17 protein-coding genes and 1 pseudogene are annotated in these 16574 nt (G+C 67.7%); 8 read left to right on the plus strand and 10 right to left on the minus strand.

Annotated features, from left to right (window positions below; genetic code table 11):
* The 5 genes from BLA15945_RS11750 to BLA15945_RS11770 form a co-directional block, all read left to right on the plus strand.
* The coding region (locus BLA15945_RS11750) for a hypothetical protein (protein WP_174992423.1) at positions 1-286 on the plus strand (286 nt) is incomplete at its 5' end.
* The gene (locus BLA15945_RS11755) at positions 283-807 is read left to right on the plus strand and encodes a shikimate kinase (protein WP_174992424.1); all 525 of its coding nucleotides are present in this window, start codon (positions 283-285) and stop codon (positions 805-807) included. The genes BLA15945_RS11750 and BLA15945_RS11755, both read left to right, overlap by 4 nt.
* A 154-nt stretch (positions 808-961) precedes the next feature.
* Positions 962-2407 (plus strand): efflux transporter outer membrane subunit, encoded by a 1446-nt coding sequence (locus tag BLA15945_RS11760; RefSeq protein ID WP_174992425.1) that lies wholly within the window; start codon positions 962-964, stop codon positions 2405-2407.
* Positions 2404-3603 carry an HlyD family secretion protein gene (locus BLA15945_RS11765; RefSeq protein ID WP_174992426.1) on the plus strand — a complete coding sequence of 400 codons (1200 nt, stop codon included), beginning with the start codon at positions 2404-2406 and terminating at the stop codon, positions 3601-3603. The genes BLA15945_RS11760 and BLA15945_RS11765 overlap by 4 nt, the downstream gene beginning before the upstream one ends.
* Positions 3604-3605: 2 nt before the next feature.
* Positions 3606-5144, plus strand: a complete 1539-nt coding sequence (locus tag BLA15945_RS11770) for a DHA2 family efflux MFS transporter permease subunit (RefSeq protein ID WP_174992427.1) — start codon at positions 3606-3608, stop codon at positions 5142-5144.
* A 413-nt stretch (positions 5145-5557) separates the two neighbouring features.
* On the opposite strand, the gene BLA15945_RS11775 is transcribed toward BLA15945_RS11770, so the two are convergent.
* From BLA15945_RS11775 to BLA15945_RS11795, 5 genes are read right to left on the minus strand one after another with little or no spacing between them, the layout of a single operon-like run.
* Positions 5558-5869 carry a DUF1330 domain-containing protein gene (locus BLA15945_RS11775; protein WP_059239621.1) on the minus strand — a complete coding sequence of 104 codons (312 nt, stop codon included), beginning with the start codon at positions 5867-5869 and terminating at the stop codon, positions 5558-5560.
* Positions 5866-6216 carry a non-heme iron oxygenase ferredoxin subunit gene (locus BLA15945_RS11780; RefSeq protein WP_059239619.1) on the minus strand — a complete coding sequence of 117 codons (351 nt, stop codon included), beginning with the start codon at positions 6214-6216 and terminating at the stop codon, positions 5866-5868. Before BLA15945_RS11780 ends, BLA15945_RS11775 begins: the two co-directional genes overlap by 4 nt.
* 14 nt (positions 6217-6230) lie before the next feature.
* The gene (locus BLA15945_RS11785) at positions 6231-6749 is read right to left on the minus strand and encodes an aromatic-ring-hydroxylating dioxygenase subunit beta (RefSeq protein WP_059239617.1); all 519 of its coding nucleotides are present in this window, start codon (positions 6747-6749) and stop codon (positions 6231-6233) included.
* Positions 6750-8009: an aromatic ring-hydroxylating oxygenase subunit alpha gene (locus BLA15945_RS11790; RefSeq protein WP_059239615.1), complete on the minus strand. Its 1260-nt coding sequence runs from the start codon at positions 8007-8009 to the stop codon at positions 6750-6752.
* 11 nt (positions 8010-8020) lie between these two features.
* Positions 8021-9127 (minus strand): 3-deoxy-7-phosphoheptulonate synthase, encoded by a 1107-nt coding sequence (locus BLA15945_RS11795; RefSeq protein WP_174992428.1) that lies wholly within the window; start codon positions 9125-9127, stop codon positions 8021-8023.
* Positions 9128-9333: 206 nt separating this feature from the next.
* Between BLA15945_RS11795 and BLA15945_RS11800 the strand changes: the two genes are divergently transcribed.
* Positions 9334-9774, plus strand: a complete 441-nt coding sequence (locus BLA15945_RS11800; protein WP_059239613.1) for an acyl-CoA thioesterase — start codon at positions 9334-9336, stop codon at positions 9772-9774.
* A gap of 42 nt (positions 9775-9816) precedes the next feature.
* Here BLA15945_RS11800 and BLA15945_RS11805 read toward each other — a convergent pair.
* Both BLA15945_RS11805 and BLA15945_RS11810 read right to left on the minus strand, forming a co-directional pair.
* Positions 9817-10026 (minus strand): annotated as a pseudogene (locus BLA15945_RS11805) (LuxR C-terminal-related transcriptional regulator); the annotation flags it as partial.
* A gap of 318 nt (positions 10027-10344) precedes the next feature.
* Positions 10345-11259, minus strand: coding sequence for a LysR family transcriptional regulator (locus BLA15945_RS11810; RefSeq protein ID WP_059239610.1), 915 nt, complete (start codon positions 11257-11259; stop codon positions 10345-10347).
* 847 nt (positions 11260-12106) lie between these two features.
* Here BLA15945_RS11810 and BLA15945_RS11815 point away from each other — a divergent pair.
* Together BLA15945_RS11815 and BLA15945_RS11820 are read left to right on the plus strand one after the other, a co-directional pair.
* Positions 12107-12844 carry a sulfite exporter TauE/SafE family protein gene (locus BLA15945_RS11815; protein WP_059239608.1) on the plus strand — a complete coding sequence of 246 codons (738 nt, stop codon included), beginning with the start codon at positions 12107-12109 and terminating at the stop codon, positions 12842-12844.
* 191 nt (positions 12845-13035) lie between these two features.
* The gene (locus BLA15945_RS11820) at positions 13036-13977 is read left to right on the plus strand and encodes a LysR substrate-binding domain-containing protein (protein WP_059239606.1); all 942 of its coding nucleotides are present in this window, start codon (positions 13036-13038) and stop codon (positions 13975-13977) included.
* 159 nt (positions 13978-14136) lie between these two features.
* On the opposite strand, the gene BLA15945_RS11825 is transcribed toward BLA15945_RS11820, so the two are convergent.
* Genes BLA15945_RS11825 through BLA15945_RS11835 form a run of 3 tightly spaced genes read right to left on the minus strand, consistent with a single transcriptional unit; the run spans position 14137 to position 16569 of the window.
* Positions 14137-15327, minus strand: coding sequence for an FAD-dependent oxidoreductase (locus BLA15945_RS11825; RefSeq protein WP_174992429.1), 1191 nt, complete (start codon positions 15325-15327; stop codon positions 14137-14139).
* Positions 15324-15494: a rubredoxin gene (locus BLA15945_RS11830; RefSeq protein WP_059239601.1), complete on the minus strand. Its 171-nt coding sequence runs from the start codon at positions 15492-15494 to the stop codon at positions 15324-15326. The genes BLA15945_RS11825 and BLA15945_RS11830 overlap by 4 nt, the downstream gene beginning before the upstream one ends.
* A 19-nt stretch (positions 15495-15513) precedes the next feature.
* Positions 15514-16569 carry an aromatic ring-hydroxylating oxygenase subunit alpha gene (locus BLA15945_RS11835; protein ID WP_174992430.1) on the minus strand — a complete coding sequence of 352 codons (1056 nt, stop codon included), beginning with the start codon at positions 16567-16569 and terminating at the stop codon, positions 15514-15516.
* Positions 16570-16574 lie beyond the last annotated feature (5 nt).

The following is a 16574-nucleotide window of genomic DNA, read 5'->3' on the forward strand; positions in this document are numbered from 1 at the left end:
GGCACGCTGGCCGGCACGCCCGGCCGAGCCGGTCGACTGGCCGCGCTCGCGCCGCGTCGTCGCGGATCTCGGCGCGGCGACGCCGGCGCTTGGCGCCCGCATCGGCGCGCTGGCCGACGCGCTGTACGACGGCACGCTCGTGGTCGCCGGCATCGCGCTGGACATGCCCCCCGGCGCGCCTCACACCTTCATCACCGATGCGCTGGACCCGCTCGCGAATTTCGTCCGGATCCAGCGGATCGCCGCGGTGACCCGCCGCGCCCCGTCGCTGCGGAGCCGCCTGTGAGCGCGCGCCCGCAGGCAGGCCCGACGCGCATCGCGCTCGTCGGCATGCCCGGCGCCGGCAAGACGACCCTCGGCAGCGCACTGGCCCGCGCGCTCGCGTTGCCGTTCGTCGACGCCGACCGCGAACTCGAACGCCGCTTCGGCGCGCCCGTCGCGGCGCAATTCCATGCGGGCGACTTCCGCGCCCGTGAAGCCGACGTCATCGACATGCTGACGCGCGGGCCCGCGCTCGTGCTCGCGACCGGCGGCGGCGCCGTGCTGCGCGACGACACGCGCGCCCGGCTTGGCCAGCGCTGTTTCGTGATCCATCTCGCGAGCGATCTCGACACCCTGTGGCACCGCACGCGCGACGACGCCTCCCGCCCGCTGCTGAACGTCGCCGATCCGCGCGCGGCGCTCGCCACGCTGCACGACGCGCGCGAATCGCTGTACCGCGCATGCGCGCACTGCCGCATCGATACGTCGGGCCAGTCCGTCGCACAAACGCTCGCGGCAGCGCTCGACGCGCTTGCCGTCGCGTAATCCGCCCCCTCGATCCGCCCCCCTTTTCAACTGTTGCAACGACGCCGGCTGCTGCGGCGAACTGCCATTTCTGCCAGTTGCCGATCGTCGAATAATATCTAAAGATATATTTTTAGATATGAATCGTTCGCCATCGCACGACAGGAAACCGATCATGCCCTTCCTTATCGACCGAGCGCGCGGCTCGCGCCGCCTGGTTCCCGCGCTCGCCGCGCTCGCGATCGCCGGCTGCGCGCCGTTCGGTCCGCAACGCCCGGCGGCCCGCATCACCCCCGTCGAGCAACTCGATGCGGGCACCGCGATCCGTTCCGCCGGCGCCGGCTCGCCGGCGATCGCCGAACGCTGGTGGAGCGCGTTCGGCGATGCGCAGCTGGATCGCCTCGTCGACGACGCGCTGGCCGGCGCGCCGACGCTGCAAGCGCAGCGTGAACGCGTCGCGCAAGCGCTGGCCGACGCCGACGTCGAAAGCGCCGCGCTGCTGCCGCAACTCGGCGCGACCGTGAGCGCGGTGCCGACACGCCTGCCCGGCAGCTACCGGACGCCGCCGCCCGCGGCCGGACACTGGCAAGTCGACGCGCAGGCGCTCCTCGGCGCGTCGTGGAATCTCGACATCGCCGGCCGGCAGCACGCGCTGGCGCGCGCCGCCGCGCTGCGCGCGGACCAGCAGCGCGCGCTCGAACACGCGGCCACCGTGTCGCTGCAGGCGGCGATCGTCGAAACCTACCTGCAGCTCGCGCTCGAACAGCAACTGCTCGCGATCGCGCGCGATACGCTGCAGCAGCACAGCTATCTGCTGCGCCTCACGTCGCAACGCGCCGACGCCGGTCTCGACATGCAGGTCGCCGTGCTCAGGGCGAGCGAACCGATTCCGCATGCGCAGGCCGACATCAACACGCATGCGGCCGCCTCGGCCCGGCTGCGCCATCGGCTCGCCGCGCTCGTCGGCCGCGGCCCCGGTTACGCCGATGCGCTGACGCCCGCCGCGACGCCCGCGGCCGCACTGCCGATGCCGGCCGTCCTGCCCGCGGCGCTGATCGGCCGCCGTCCGGACGTGCTGGCCGCGCGCTACCAGGTCGAAGCCGAAGCAGCGAACATCGACGCGGCGCGCGCCGCGTTCTATCCGGACGTCAACCTGCTGGCCTTCGCCGGCGTGCAGAGCTTCGGCTTCCGCGCGCTGTTCCACGGCAACAGCGGCACGTTCGGCGCAGGCCCCGCGATCACGCTGCCGATTTTCGAGGGCGGCCGCCTGCGCGCCGGCCTGCGGGCGCAAACCGCTGCCTACAACGCCGCCGTCGCGGCGTACGACGACACCGTCGTCAACGCGCTCGCACAGGTCAGCGACACGCTCGTCCAGATCGACACGCTCGGCCGGCAGCGCGCGCTTCAGCGCGAGGCGCTGTCGCGCGCGCAACAGACCTACGCCGTCGAGACGCAGCGCTACCGCAAAGGCATTTCCGGCTACCTCGACGTCCTGCTCGCGGAAGGCCGGCTGCTCGAGGATCGCGCGTCGGTCGCCCGTGCGGACGCGTCGTTCGCGATCGAGCACGCCCGCCTGATCGCCGCGCTCGGCGGCACCTCTTCCACTGGAGTCACGCAATGAACCGTCCCGAATCTCCCGCCGCCGAGCCCTCGCTGCAACGCGCGCGCCGTCGCTACTTCCGCTGGTTCTTCATCGGACTCGCCGGCGTTGCCGGCATCGCCGCCGCCGCGTGGGCCACCACGCGCGGCACCGAAACGACCGACGATGCGTACGTGTCCGGCGACGTCGTGCAGATCTCGCCGCAGATCGGCGGCACCGTCGACGCCGTGCGCGTGCAGAACGCCGACTGGGTTCGTCCGGGCGACCTGCTCTTCAGCGTCGACAAGACCGATGCCCGGCTCGCGCTGGACGAAGCGGTCGCCCAGCTCGCCCACGCGGTGCGCGAATACCGCACCGCGCATGCCGACGCGACCCGCGAGGAAGCGCAGATCCGGCTGCGGCGCTCCGAATTGTCCAAGGCGAACGACGATCTGCAGCGCCGGCTGAGCCTCGCGCAGGACGGCGGCGTGTCGCGCGAGGATCTTCGCCATGCGCGGGATGCGATGGACGGCGCGGCGGCCGCGCTGAACGCGCAGCAGGCCGCCTACGACGCGACGCTCGCGCACACCGACGGCACGTCGATCGACACGAACCCGCTCGTGCGCGCGGCGGCGTCCAGGGTCCGCAGCGCGGCGCTCGCGTTGCGTCGCACCGAAGTACGCGCGCCGCTCGGCGGGCTCGTCACGCGCCGGAGCGTGCAGGTCGGCCAGCACGTCGCGCCCGGCACGCCGTCGCTGGCGCTCGTGCCGCTCGATCACGTGTGGGTCGAAGCCAACTTCAAGGAATCGCAACTGCGCGGCGTGCAAGCCGGGCAGCCGGTCGAGCTGTTCTCGGACCTGTACGGCAGCAACGTGGTGTTCCACGGGCGCGTCGTCGGGCTCGAAGCCGGCACCGGGGCCGCGTTCGCAGCCGTGCCCGCGCAGAACGCAACCGGCAACTGGATCAAGGTCGTCCAGCGCGTGCCGGTCCGGATCGCGCTCGATCCCGACGAGCTGCGCGCGCATCCGCTGCGCATCGGCCTGTCGATGACGGCATCGGTGCCGGTCGGTCAGGGCCGCGGCACCGCATCGGCGTCGACGCCGGCCCGCCCCCCCGAGGTGCGCCGGTCGATCGACGCCACGTCGATCTATCGTGACGACGACGAAGCGGGCGACGCGCTCGTCGCCGAGACGATCCGCGCGAACAGCGGCGCCCGCCCGCTCGCCCCGGGAGCCTGACGATGCGCTTTTTCGCCCGGAACGCGGCGCCGAAACTGCCGCTGGAGCCCCTCGCCGGCATGCCGCTGGCGCTCGTCGCGATCGCGGTCAGCGTCGCGAACTTCATGCAGACGCTCGACCTGACGATCGCGAACGTCGCCGTCCCGACCATCGCGGGTGATCTCGGCGTCGCGCCGGACATGGGCACCTGGATGCTGACCTCGTTCGCGACGCCGCTCGCGATCACTTTGCCGCTGACCGGCTGGCTCACGCAGCGCTTCGGCCAGGTGCGGCTGTTTCGCCTGTCGGTGCTGCTCTTCGTGCTCACGTCGATCCTGTGCGGGATGGCGCCGAACTTCGAGTCGCTGCTGCTGTTTCGCGCGCTTCAGGGCGCCGCGTCGGGCCCGATCACCGCGCTGTCCCAGGCGCTGCTGCTCGCGGTGTTCCCGTCGACGCGCCGCCACGTCGCGCTCGCCGTGTGGCAAACCACGACGTTCGTCGCGCCGGTGCTCGGACCGATCGCCGGCGGCTGGATCACCGACAACCTGAGCTGGCCGTACATCTTCTATGTGAACGTGCCGCCGGGCGTGCTCGTGCTGGGCGTGCTCGGGCGGCTGCTGGCGGGACGCGACAACGCGACGCGGCGCCTGCCGGTCGACTTCGTCGGGCTGCTGCTGCTCACCGCCGCGTTCGGTTCGTTCCAGCTGCTGCTCGATCGCGGCCAGAATCTCGACTGGTTCGCGTCCAACGAAATTCGCGTGCTGGCAGTCGTGGGCGCCGCGTCGTTCATCGCGCTGATCCTCTGGGAGCTGACCGACAGCCATCCGATCGTCGACCTGCGGCTGTTCGCGGACCGCAACTTCACGACGAGCACGCTCGCGATCACGGTCGGCTTCGGGCTCTACTTCGGCGCGCTGGTGCTCGTGCCGCTGTGGCTGCAAACCCAGCAGGGATACACGGCCACCTGGGCCGGCATCGCGACCGCGCCGCTCGGCGTCGCGGGGATCGTGATCGCGCCGCTGCTCGGCCGCTTCCAGGGCCGCACCGACCCGCGCCTGCTCGCGACCGTCGCGCTCGTCGGCTGGGGCGCCGCATCGTTCTGGCGCCTACACTTCAACAGCGACGTGACCCTCGGCGACATCGCCGCCAATTCGCTGCTGATGGGCGCCGCCACCGCGTTCTTCATCACGCCGCTCGTGTCGCTGTCGCTCGCCGGGCTGCCGCGCGAACGGCTACCGGCGGCATCCGGGCTGCAGAACGCGTTGCGCCGGATCGGCACCAGCGTCGCGACGTCGGTCGCGCCGACCTACTTCGAGCGCCGCTCCCGCGTGCACAACACCTATCTCGTCGACCACATCACGCCGTACGATTTCGCGGCCGGCGACTGGTTCGCGCGGCTCGATCACGCGGGTCTGTCGCAGTCCGGCGCGCTCGCGTCGGTTGCGCATGCGATCGACGTCGAAGCGCACATGCTCGCGCTGAACGACTTCTCGTTCGGCTGCCTGCTGCTGTTCGGCGCGACGCTGCTGACGGTCTGGTCGATCCGCTACCGCCATGCGTGACGCATGAGCCGCGGTGCGCGGCTCGCAGCCGCTGCGCGCACGGCTTGCGAGACGCGGCCAGCGCCGGCAGCGTCGCCCGACGGGCGCCGCAACCGCAACGCCGTCCGGTCGCGACGGCCCTTCGACTCGCTTCCCGGATGGCATGACACGCCCGCGCAGGTGCAGCCACTGCATGCGCCGGGCAACGGCATGGGCGAGATCGTGCGCGCGGAACTATCGGGCACCCGTCTCGCCCGGCAGGATCGACCGGCCGGGTAGCCGGCCCGCCGGCAGGCAGCGCGGGCATCCGCCGGCGCGTATCGCCCTCCGCCATTGCCGACGAATCGATGCCGCCGGCCTGACTGTTCTGCATCCCGAAATGAAAAAAGCTCCGCGCCGGTCAACCCGGCGCGGAGCCCCTTCACCTGTACCGCTTAACGCGGATCGCTGGCAACCGGCACGTAGCCGTCGGCGAGAATGCCGATCGTCCGCGCGGCCGGCTCGCGCAGCCGCTTCGCCGCCTGATAGCCGTCGGACTGATACCACTCGCGGGCGCGCTCCGCCGACTCGAATTCGAGCACGACGACGCGCTTCGGCGTCCAGTCCCCTTCCAGCGTCTCGACTTCGACGCCGCGCACCAGGAAGCGCCCGCCGTACGCGGCCACCGTCGGTGCACCCAGCCGGCGGTACGCCTGGTATGCGTCGGCGTCGTGCACGTCGATATCGAACACCACGTAAGCGCTCATGACCGCACCTCCGCCGGCGCCGCCGCATCGGCCTGCGCGAGTTGCACGAACACGCGGCCGTTCTCGATCTTCACCGGATAGGTGCGCACGCACGTCGTCAGCGGCGCGCACAGCGCGATGCCGGTCCGCACGCTGAAGCGCCCCTGATGCAGCGGGCATTCGATCTCGTCGTCGAGCAGGAAACCGTCGCTCAGCCGCGCTTCGCCATGCGTGCACTGATTCTCGGTCGCGAAGATCTCGTCGCCGACCGCATAGAGCGCGATGTCGCGCCCGCCCACCCAGACGCCGAGTATTCCGTCGGTGCGCACCGCTTCCGGCGCGACCGCGTCGATCCAGTTCGTAGTCACTGTCTGCCCCTCGTTCAGATCGGGAAAATCAGCGAGTTCGGAATCATCTCGCTGTCGTAGACGCAGATGCGCGATTCGAACCGCAGTCCCTGCGGCGTCCGCACGATCCGGTCGAGGTAGCGCCCGGTGTTGTAGACGTCGCTCATCTGCTCCGTCTTCGTGCGCAGCACCGCGTAGTTCGTCTCGGCCTCGATCACCGTGTCGTCGAGATACGTGACGAGCGGCAGTCCGATCACGTGGCGCTGGTAGTACGGATCGAAGAACAGCGTCTCCTTGATGCCGTAGACGCGGTCCTTCAGCATGCCCTTGCTCTCGAAATCCATCACCGCGAGCGGCAGGTTGCGCTCGTGGTTCTCGCGCGGCACCACCGTGTACCGGCATTGCTCGACGAAGAATTCCGGCCACGCGTCCCAGTCGCCGCCGTCGAGCACGGCCGCATAGCGCGCATTGAGCTGGACGAGCGCGTAGAAATCCTCGAAGCCCGCGTGCAGCCCGGCGGCCGGCCGGTCGGTTCGTGTCGTGATCGTGCTCATTCAGGCCTCCATCACTTGGCGCCAGTACTGGTACATGCCGCGCACCAGTGTTTCGCTAACCATATGATCGGTTTGATCGTCGACCTGCCGGCCGCCGAGTTCGTTGTAGACGTTGCCGCGCTGGATTTGCTCGAAGCTCTGCTGCACGCACTCGATGACCTCGCCGTCGTCCGCCGACACGAAGCCGGCCGGCCCGAACAGATTGGCCTGGCGCAGGCGGCGCCGCGTCATCTCCTCGGTGTCGGTCTCGAAGCCGAAATGGGTCCACACGTAGTCGAACACGCCCGGACTGACCGGCCGGATGCGGCGCGTCGACAGCGCATTGACCTGCTGCTGGATGATGACGCTCGGCATCAGCGTGAGCATCACGACGGTCGGATCGCCCCACCACGGTTCGTGCACGACATCGAGGAAGCGGTCGTCGTTCAGCGTCATGCGCTCCTTGAAGCTCGTCACGTTGTGCGTCACCTCGCCGCCGCCGCCGCCGCTGCGGATCGACACCATCGCGCCGTGCCGGTGATGCGCATCGGTCACGAGCTTGGCGGGATTGTCCGCCCGCCACAGGCCGAAGTTGACGAACCAGGTGTGCAGCAGCCCCGCGTGATACGGATCCTTGATGTTCTCGACCATCAGCTTCCAGTTGCTCGGCACGCGCTGGCGCGTGTAGCCGAGCACGGTCAGCTTCGGGCCGTGGAACAGGCGGTCGTAGTAAGGCAGGATGTTCGGGCCGAGGTAATCCTCGAACGATTCGACGTTCTCGTCGAACGACGCGAACACGGCGCCGCCGCGCGTCGACACGCGCAGGCGCCGCAATGCATGCTTGCCGGGCTCGAAATCCGCCGGCATGCCGCCGTTGATCTTGCCGCCCTGACGCACGCCGCGCCGGAACGGCACGCCGATCAGGTTGCCCTTCAGGTCGTAGTTCCACTGGTGATACGGGCAGTGGAAATCCTTCGCGTTACCGGCGCGCTCGCGGCAAAACTGCATGCCACGGTGCGCGCACGCGTTTTCGAAAACGACGATCTCGCCGTCCTCCGTGCGCGTCATCACGACGGATCGCTCGCCGACTTCCGTGCGCTGGAAATCGCCGGGAGACGGCACTTCGGCTTCGAGGCCGATGTAGCACCAGTGATTCGCGTAAAACAGGCGCTCGAGTTCGCGCTGATACAGCGCTTCACTCGTGTACGCCTCGTACGGCGTGCGGCTGGCGCCGTCGCCTTTCCAGTCAAGCGCGCGGGCGATGTCGATGGGTGAGTTCAAGAGAGCTCCTTTCAGTAAGAAACGGCCTGCATCGCGACGGCGGCGCCGTGCGCGATGAAGCCGGCTGGCGAACGCCGCCGCGCAACCACCGCGGCAGCCAACTGCTCGACGAGTTCGGCCGTGTGCTCCCAGCCGAGACATGCGTCGGTAATGCTTTGCCCGAACACCGGCGGCGTGCCCGGCACCACGTCCTGCCGCCCCTCGACGAGGAACGACTCGATCATCACGCCCACGATGGCGCGCTCACCGCGATGCAACTGCTCGGCGAGGTTGCCGCAGACGTCGATCTGCGCGCGCGTCTGCTTGCCGCTGTTGCCATGGCTCGCGTCGATCACGACATACGGGGGGAGATGCGCGTCGCGCAGCGCGGCGCAGGCCGCCGCGACGCTCGCGGCGTCGTAGTTCGGCGTCTTGCCGCCGCGCAGGACGACGTGCGTGTCGGGATTGCCGGGCGTGGTCGCGATTTCCACGCCGCCGGCCACGGACGGCCTCAGATAGCTGTGCGACGCACGCGACGCACGGATCGCGTCGATCGCGACCTTCACGTTGCCGTCGGTGCCGTTCTTGAAGCCGACCGGCAGGTCGAGCCCCGATGCCGCCTGGCGATGGATCTGCGATTCGGTCGTCCGGGCGCCGATCGCGCCCCAGGACACGAGATCGTCGAGATACGGCGCGGTCATCGGATCGAGAAACTCCGTCGCGGCCGGCAGGCCCAGCGCATTGATGCCGAGCAGCACCTGGCGCGCGACGCGCAGGCCGTCCTCGATCCGGAAACTGCCGTCGAGATACGGATCGTTCAACAGTCCTTTCCAACCGACCGTGGTGCGCGGCTTTTCGAAATAGACGCGCATCACGATCTCGAGCGCATCGGCGTACCGCTCGCGCAGCGGCGCGAGCCGGCGCGCGAACGCCAGCGCAGCCTCCGCGTCGTGGATCGAACACGGCCCGACGATCAACGCAAGCCGGTCGTCCTCGCCCGCGATGATCTGCGCCAATGCACGCCGCGCATCGGCGATCGAGCGCGCCAGGCCGGGATCGCATGGCAATTCGGCGCGCAACCGCTGCGCACTGATCACCGCCACGCCTTGCGTCAACGCTGCCTCAACGGATTTTTCCATTTAACACTCCACTCTCGCTGATCGGATGCCGATTTACGGAGGCAATTAGAGCGCGGTCAAATCCATGGTGATACTGTCATTTATCTCAGAGGCATTTCGCATAGTGAATATCTGTGATTTCCGACAGTATTCCGATATGCGGATCGCGTCTAACTTAACTCCTGAACAAACACGTTCACACCTGCTGTTCTGCCAAGGAGCCTGTAATGACAAGAAAATATTTCGAGACCCGAATCGACGTGAAGTATCGGGAGACGGACGCGATGGGCCATGTGAGCAGCCCGGTCTATTACGATTATCTGCAGCACGCCTACCTGACCTACATGCACGATCTGCTCGATCTGCCGTATTCGGAAAAGCTGCCGCACATCATGGTCAAGACCTCGTGTGAGTATCTGAAGCCCGCTCAGTACGGCGATACGATCACGGTGCGCAGCAGCGTCACGCGCTTCGGCTCGAAGAGCTTCGAACTGGAATACCTGATGGTGCGCGACGGGCAGACGGCCGACGAGGATTCGGCCGACGATCAGGCCGTGGTCGCGCGGGCCGTGTCCACCCACGTGATGTTCGACTACGGCAGCAAGACCACCGTGCCGGTGCCGGAAGAGTTCAGGACGCGCGTGCTGTCGTTTCAGGGCGCGATCTGATGGCGCAACCGGGGAGGCCGCGGACGGGCGCCCCGGTGCCGTTCATGCAAACACGATCAGACCCATCAACACGGCTTTCACGACCGCGTTGGTCTTGTTCGACGCATTGAGCTTCACGATCGATCTCGAAATATGGAAATTGATCGTCCGCTCGGTCAAGCCGAGAATGATGCCGATCTCATACGCGGTCTTCCCCTCCGCCGCCCAGCGCAACACTTCGCATTCACGCATGCTGAGGGTGACATCCTCGGGAGTCGCTATATTCGCCGCAAACTGAACCATTCGTTTCCCCATCCAAAATAAGACGCCAATATTTCAGATTCACGATTTCCAATGTTCACCTCAATTCACATACCCCTCGGATTGGATATTTATTATTTAAAGGCTCCACGAATGTTCGGCGAATTCAAAAGCAAAGGCTGCCCTACCTATTATCTCCGGTGTTGTTCGAACGGAATCGAGCATACCTAATCGATTTACGGTTCGGAAGATGCACGACACGCAATATATCAATGACGTTGACGCACGCCACCAGCATTGCACGACGCGTCACATCGAAGCGGCGCGCCGCTAGCGGGCGATCGTGTCGGCAACACGTGGCGCGCAGATATTGCGCACGCAATCGCGCAGCCATCGATGCGCGGGGTCGCGATCGAAACGCGGGTGCCAGATCTGCGAGACCGTCAGGTCCGCGATCGCCAGCGGCAACGTAAAGCTGTGCATGCCGGCGCGGGACCGCTCGGTTTGCCGCTCCGGCACGTTGGCAACGAAATCCGAGCTGCGCGCGAGCGACAGCGCGGTCGGGAAGCTCGACACGACGGTGGTCACCGAGCGCGCGACACCGAGCGATTCGAGCAGTGCGTCGATCGGGCCGTGGAATTGCCCGCGGCGCGACACGCTCACCTGCGGAAACGACGCGAAGCGCTCCGGCGTGACTTCGCCGGTCGCGAGCGGATGATCCATGCGGACCACGCCGATGAAACGGTCGCGAAACAGCGCCTGCACGCGCAACTCCGGTCCGGCCTGCCCGATCACGCCGACTTCGAGATCGATGTCGCCGTTGCGCAGCGCATCGACATGCTTGTTGGGTTTGGGTGCGAAGCGCAGCCGCACGTCGGGCGCCGTGCGCGACGCATGCTCGAGCAGCGCCGGCGCAAACGTTTCGACGAACGCCTCGTTCGCGCGGATCGAGAACGTGCGCTTGAGCGTGCTCATGTCGACCCGCTCGCACGGACACATGACCGAGTGCGCTTCCACGACGAGCGCATGCACCCGGTCGCGCAACTCGAGCGCACGCGGGGTCGGGACCAGATCGCGCCCTGCCCGCACCAGCAACGGATCGCCCGTCATCACCCGCAGCCGCGCGAGCGAGCGGCTGAGTGCGGACGGACTGAGGCCGAGCGCGTTGGCCGCGCCCACCACACTGTTCTCGGACAGCAATGCGTCCAGAACGACAAGAAGATTGAGGTCAATGGAAGTCGCCATGTTGCGCCCATGCTGTGCTGTCGGAACTGGCCGGCCGATGGGCCAACGGCATCGTGCCTCGGGCGTATGTGCTCCGTGATCGCGCTAGACCGGAAATCGGCAGTCGCGCCGCCGAGCTTGACGCACGACCGTGCGTCCGCCGAAGAGGCGTGCGGTGAATGGCGGGGAGGATTTGTGCCGCTGAGAAAATCCGCTGCGGATTTATTGCACTTGTGAACGATTGTGCACCGCGCTGCAATAAATCGCAACCCGATGCGATGCACATTCGATTTAAATGAAATGATGCGCACGAATGAACAATAAAACTAACCGATTCAATTGCGCCGACCCACGAATCCCTCGCGCAGGCCGGCCAAGCAAAGCCTGCGCCAGGCACGCCAGGCGCGGCCCGCCCGCGCCGATTCCGGGTGCGGTACCGCACATTCTGCGCATCGCGACCGAATGACAGAACTTTTAAACTCCTCTATTGACATTGACACCGGCATTCCGATTTATCACTCGCCCGTTTCACAAAACAAATCCCGATCGGGCAATTTGCGCGTGCGTCCCTGCGATCCGGGAAAATCCGTTTGATTGCCCGTCCAGCCCCCTTTTCGACTCGATCGCCATTGCGCGACAATACGGCCGGCGCGACGCATCCGCCCTGCCCGCGCGCGCCTGCGTGCGTCTATGCATGAACCCCGACACCGCTCCGCACGTTCGTGTTGCGCGCCGATCCGACGCACGGTAGCCGCTGCATCGCCCCGGCAACCGTTTCCCGCAACCGCGATCCTGCATTACCATCGTGCGTCCGCCGCGTTTGCCCGTTTACGGCAAGCGAGCCCGCCACCTTTCCCGTTGCGCACCGATGCTCGCTCTCGTCATCCTTGCCGGCCTCTGGGCCGGCCTGCAGAACACCCTCGCCGGCGGCGGCTCGTTCGTCACGCTGCCCGCGCTGATCGTGTCGGGCATGTCGCCGCTCGCGGCGAACATCACGTCGACGGTCGCGCTGTTTCCCGCGCAGGTCACGACGGGCTGGGCGAGCCGGAAAATGGTGCGCGGCGCGGGCAAGCTGTCGTTTCGCGCGCTGTTCGTGATCAGCGTGATCGGCGGTGCGCTGGGCGGCCTGCTGTTGCTGAAGACGCCGTCGTCGATCTTTTCGCGCCTCGTGCCGTGGCTCGTGCTGTTCGCGACGATCGTGTTCGCGTGGGGCAGCTTCTTCCGCAAGCCGCGCGAAGGCGCGGCGCACCTCGGCACCGTCCCCGCCGCGATCTCGCAGTTCATGATCGCGATCTACGGCGGCTACTTCGGCGGCGGGCTCGGTTTCCTGATGATGGCCGTGCTGACGATGGCCGGCCTGTCTCCGCGTCACGCGATGTCGACGAAGAACGCGCTCGCCGGCGTGATGAACGCATCGGCCGTCGTGCTGTTCGTGACCTCGCCGCACCTGCACTGGGGCTCGGCGCTCGCGCTCGGCGGCGGCGCGATCGTCGGCGGGCTGCTCGGCACGTGGGCGCTGCATCGCGTGAACGAACGCGTCCTGCGGATCGGGATCGTCTGCATCGGTGTCGTGCTGACCGTCGGGTTGTTCGTCAAGCCGATCTGACGCTGAAACGGCCGGCGCCGGCGCACCGGCATCCGCTCCGCCGCCATGGCTTCGCGAACATAGACGCGATATCCGATCCGTTATGAGGCCCGCCGCACAAGGGCCTCCCGAACGGCCTCGGCGATTCGCTCGATTGACGGTCGAAATATCGCTGCGTATACATCGGTGAACGATACCCCACGGCAGCCGGCATGTCCCGATACGTCATCGACGCACATCTTCTGAAGATTCTTCATACGCTCATCACCGAATCGAGCGTCTCGCGAACCGCGGTCCTGCTCGGGCAATCGCAACCGACCATCAGCGTCGCATTGCGACGGCTGCGCGCGATCACCGGCGATCCGCTGCTGGTACGCAGCGGCAGCCGGATGGTGCCGACCAGTCATGCGCTCACGCTCGTCGAGCCGCTCGACCAGGCGCTCGCCGGCATCGCGGCCGTGCTGAATCCCGCGAGCACGTTCGATCCTGCCACAACGCGCCGCACGTTCCGCATCGGCTCCCCCGACTATCTCGACGTGTTCTTCCTGCCCGCGATCGTCGATGCGTTCAAGCACGAGGCGCCGGGCGCGCGCATCGAGTTCCAGCACCTGATGACCGTGGACGGCGGATACGAACACGCGCTCGAAAGCGGCACGCTCGACCTGGCGGTCGGCAACTGGAGCACGCCACCGCAGCAACTGCATCTGCAGCCGCTGTGCCGCGACGATCTCGTGTGCGTGCTGCGGGACGATCACCCGATCCGGCCCGGCCGGCTCACTGCGGACGTCTACCGCGAAGCCGATCATCTCGGCGTGACCACCCATCATGCGACCGGGCTCGGTACGATCGACCGCGAACTCGCGCGCGGCGGCCTGTCGAGGAACGTCACGACGACGATGCCCTATTTCGGCATGGCGCCGTACGTGCTGATGCGCTCGAACCTGCTGTTCACGACGACGCGCACGCTCGCGATGCACTCCTGCAGCCTGCTGCCGCTGCGCATCGAGCCGATTCCGTGCGCGCCGCAGGCGTTGACCTACTACCAGCTCTGGCACGACCGCACGCATCGCAGCGCCGCCGCAGTCTGGTTGCGGCGCCTCGTGTCCGGCGTCGCGAAAAAGCTGGTGCCCGAAAGCGCCCGCCATCCGCATTGACAGACAAAAAAGCCGCGAGCAAACGCTCGCGGCGAACAACGAACGGATCCGCGCATCATCGTGCGGGTCGCGTCCGCGACAGGGGTCGGTCAGCGAAGAGGCTGCCTGTCGAAGGCGCATCTGGAGAAGCGCCCTGTCAGGTCCGGCGCGACGCGCGGGCTAGTTCGCCGCGTCGCCGGCCATCGTCTTCAGCAGCGCGGCTTTTTCCGCCGTGGCCGCGTCGAGCAGCGCAAAGCCCGTGATGCGCCCGGAATCCGGATCCGCACAAAGCGCACGCGTCGCGTGCGGCGCATCGCCGATCCCGACCTCCGTGGTCCAGCGGCCGCCACCGTCCGCCGCGACGACCACCGCCGGAATCGCCGGCGTCTTGACGACGATCGGCATCACCGGAAAGGCCACGCGCGTCGGCGTGCCGTGCAGGCACTGCGCGAGCGCGCGGGCCGCGTGCATGATCGGCAGCACATAGGGCCGGACACGCCCGTCGATCGCGGCGCAGTCGCCGAGCGCAAAAATGTCCGGTGCGCTGGTACGACACCATGCGTCGGTCACGATCCCGTCCGCGACGTCGAGCCCCGCGTCCCGCGCCAGCGCGATTCTCGGCGCGAGTCCGACCGCCGAGATCACGAGATCGGCTTCGACCTGCCCGCCGTCCGTCAGCGCAAGCCGGTACCCGCGTGCAAGACGCGCAATCGACTGCACGACCGTGCCGAGTCGCAACTGCACGCCCGCGTCGCTCAGCGCCTGCCCGAACACGCGCCCGGCCTCCGCCGGCAGCAGCCGCGACAGCGGCGCGTCCGCCGGGTCGATCACGGTGACCGTCAGCCCTGCCGCCACCAGGTCGTTCGCGAATTCGCAGCCGATGAGCCCCGCGCCGAGCATCGCGACCGAGCGGCAGTCGCGCAGCCCGCCGCGAAAACGCGCGTAGTCGGCCAGGTCGTTGATCGACAGGACATCGTCCGCACCCTCGCCTTCGCAGCGCACCCGCCGCGCGTCCGCGCCGGTTGCGAGAACGAGCGCGCGATAACGCTGCACGTCCCCGTCGTCGAGCACGATCTCGTGCTTCGTCGAATCGATCCGCCGCACGGCGCATTGCGTCCGGATCGTGGCGCGCAACTGGTCCGCCATCGTCCGCGCATCGGCCATCGCCAGCTGGTCGGGCGTCTTGCGTTGCGCAAGCGCGTTCGACAGCGCCGGTTTCGAATAGAAACGCCCGTCGTCGCGGCTGATCATCACGAGCGGCGTGTCGCCGTCGAGCTTGCGCCACTCGCGCGCCACCGTATAGCCGGCGAGGCCCGTGCCGACGATGACGACCGGGTCGCGCGGGTTCCCTGAGGTTGCGTTTGCATTCATGCCGGCACCACCTGCATATCGAAATCGTGCTTGCCGGTTGCGCAGTCCGGACACATCCAGTCGTCCGGCACGTCTTCCCAGCGCGTACCGGGCGCGATTCCGTGCTGCGGCAAGCCTTCCGCCTCGTCGTATCGAAACCCGCAAATCACGCATTCCCAGATCTTCATCGTCTCTCCCGTGGGCGGTTCAGCGCGCATAAGCCTGGCCGAGCCCGAGTTCGCCGAGCGCGCGCCGATACGCGCCCGACGACCGATCGGCGGGGATCGGCGCTTCGTGCGCGCGGTCGATCGGCAGATCTTCCGGGCACTGTTGCTCGACGATCTCGCGATCTTCCTCGAAGACCTGGCGATTGAACGCATAGACGTCATCGAGCGGCAGGTCGTGATCGAAATTGCGCGCGATCGGCACGAACAGGCGCGTGAGACGCGCGGAAACGGGGCTGGCCGCATTCAGGATCGCGAGCCGGCCGCCTTCCGGAAAATGCACGGTGAGGCGCGCGAAGAACGGCACGTCGACCTCGAACACGCGCCGCCACAGAAAACCGTCGGGCGCGCGATGCTGCATCGACTTCGGGAAGTTGCTGACCGTGCTGACGTATTCGGCGTGCAGGCCGTTGTCGCGCCGTTCCACCGAGTACTGCGGCACGACCGGATTGCGGCGGTCGGCAAAGCTCTCGTGGTGAATCCACGCGAAATGCGCGACGTCGATGAAGCCTTCGGTCTGCCGGCCGGCCGATGCCTGGATATCGATCGACGGCGGCAGGATCTGCTGGAAGCCCGCCGTGTCCCACGCGGGAAAATCCGGCAGCGGCAGTTCGCCGCCGCCCAGCGACACCCACACCAGTCCGTACGCCTGCCGCGCGGCGTAGGTCGTCAAGCACAGACGCTCCGGAATCGGGCCGTCGGGCTGCGACGGAATGCGCACGCACTTGCCGTCCGCCGCGTATTCGAGGCCGTGATACGGGCACACGAGCCGGTCGTCGACCACCCAGCCGCGGCTCAGCGGCGCGCCGCGGTGCGGGCATACGTCGCGTGCGGCGACGATCGCGCCGCCGGAACGGAACAGCACGACGCGCTCGTCGAGCAGCGTCACGGCGAGCGGACGGTCGGTCACGTCGTTCGCGAATGCGACCGGATGCCAGTAGCGGCTCAGGATTTCCCAATCGCGCACGTCGAACGTGCAATGGCGGGGCGGAACCGGCGCGCGTGACCGCGTCAGCGGCACGACCTGGGTAGGCGTCATACGTG

This window comes from Burkholderia arboris (assembly GCF_902499125.1).
Classification (GTDB): domain Bacteria; phylum Pseudomonadota; class Gammaproteobacteria; order Burkholderiales; family Burkholderiaceae; genus Burkholderia; species Burkholderia arboris.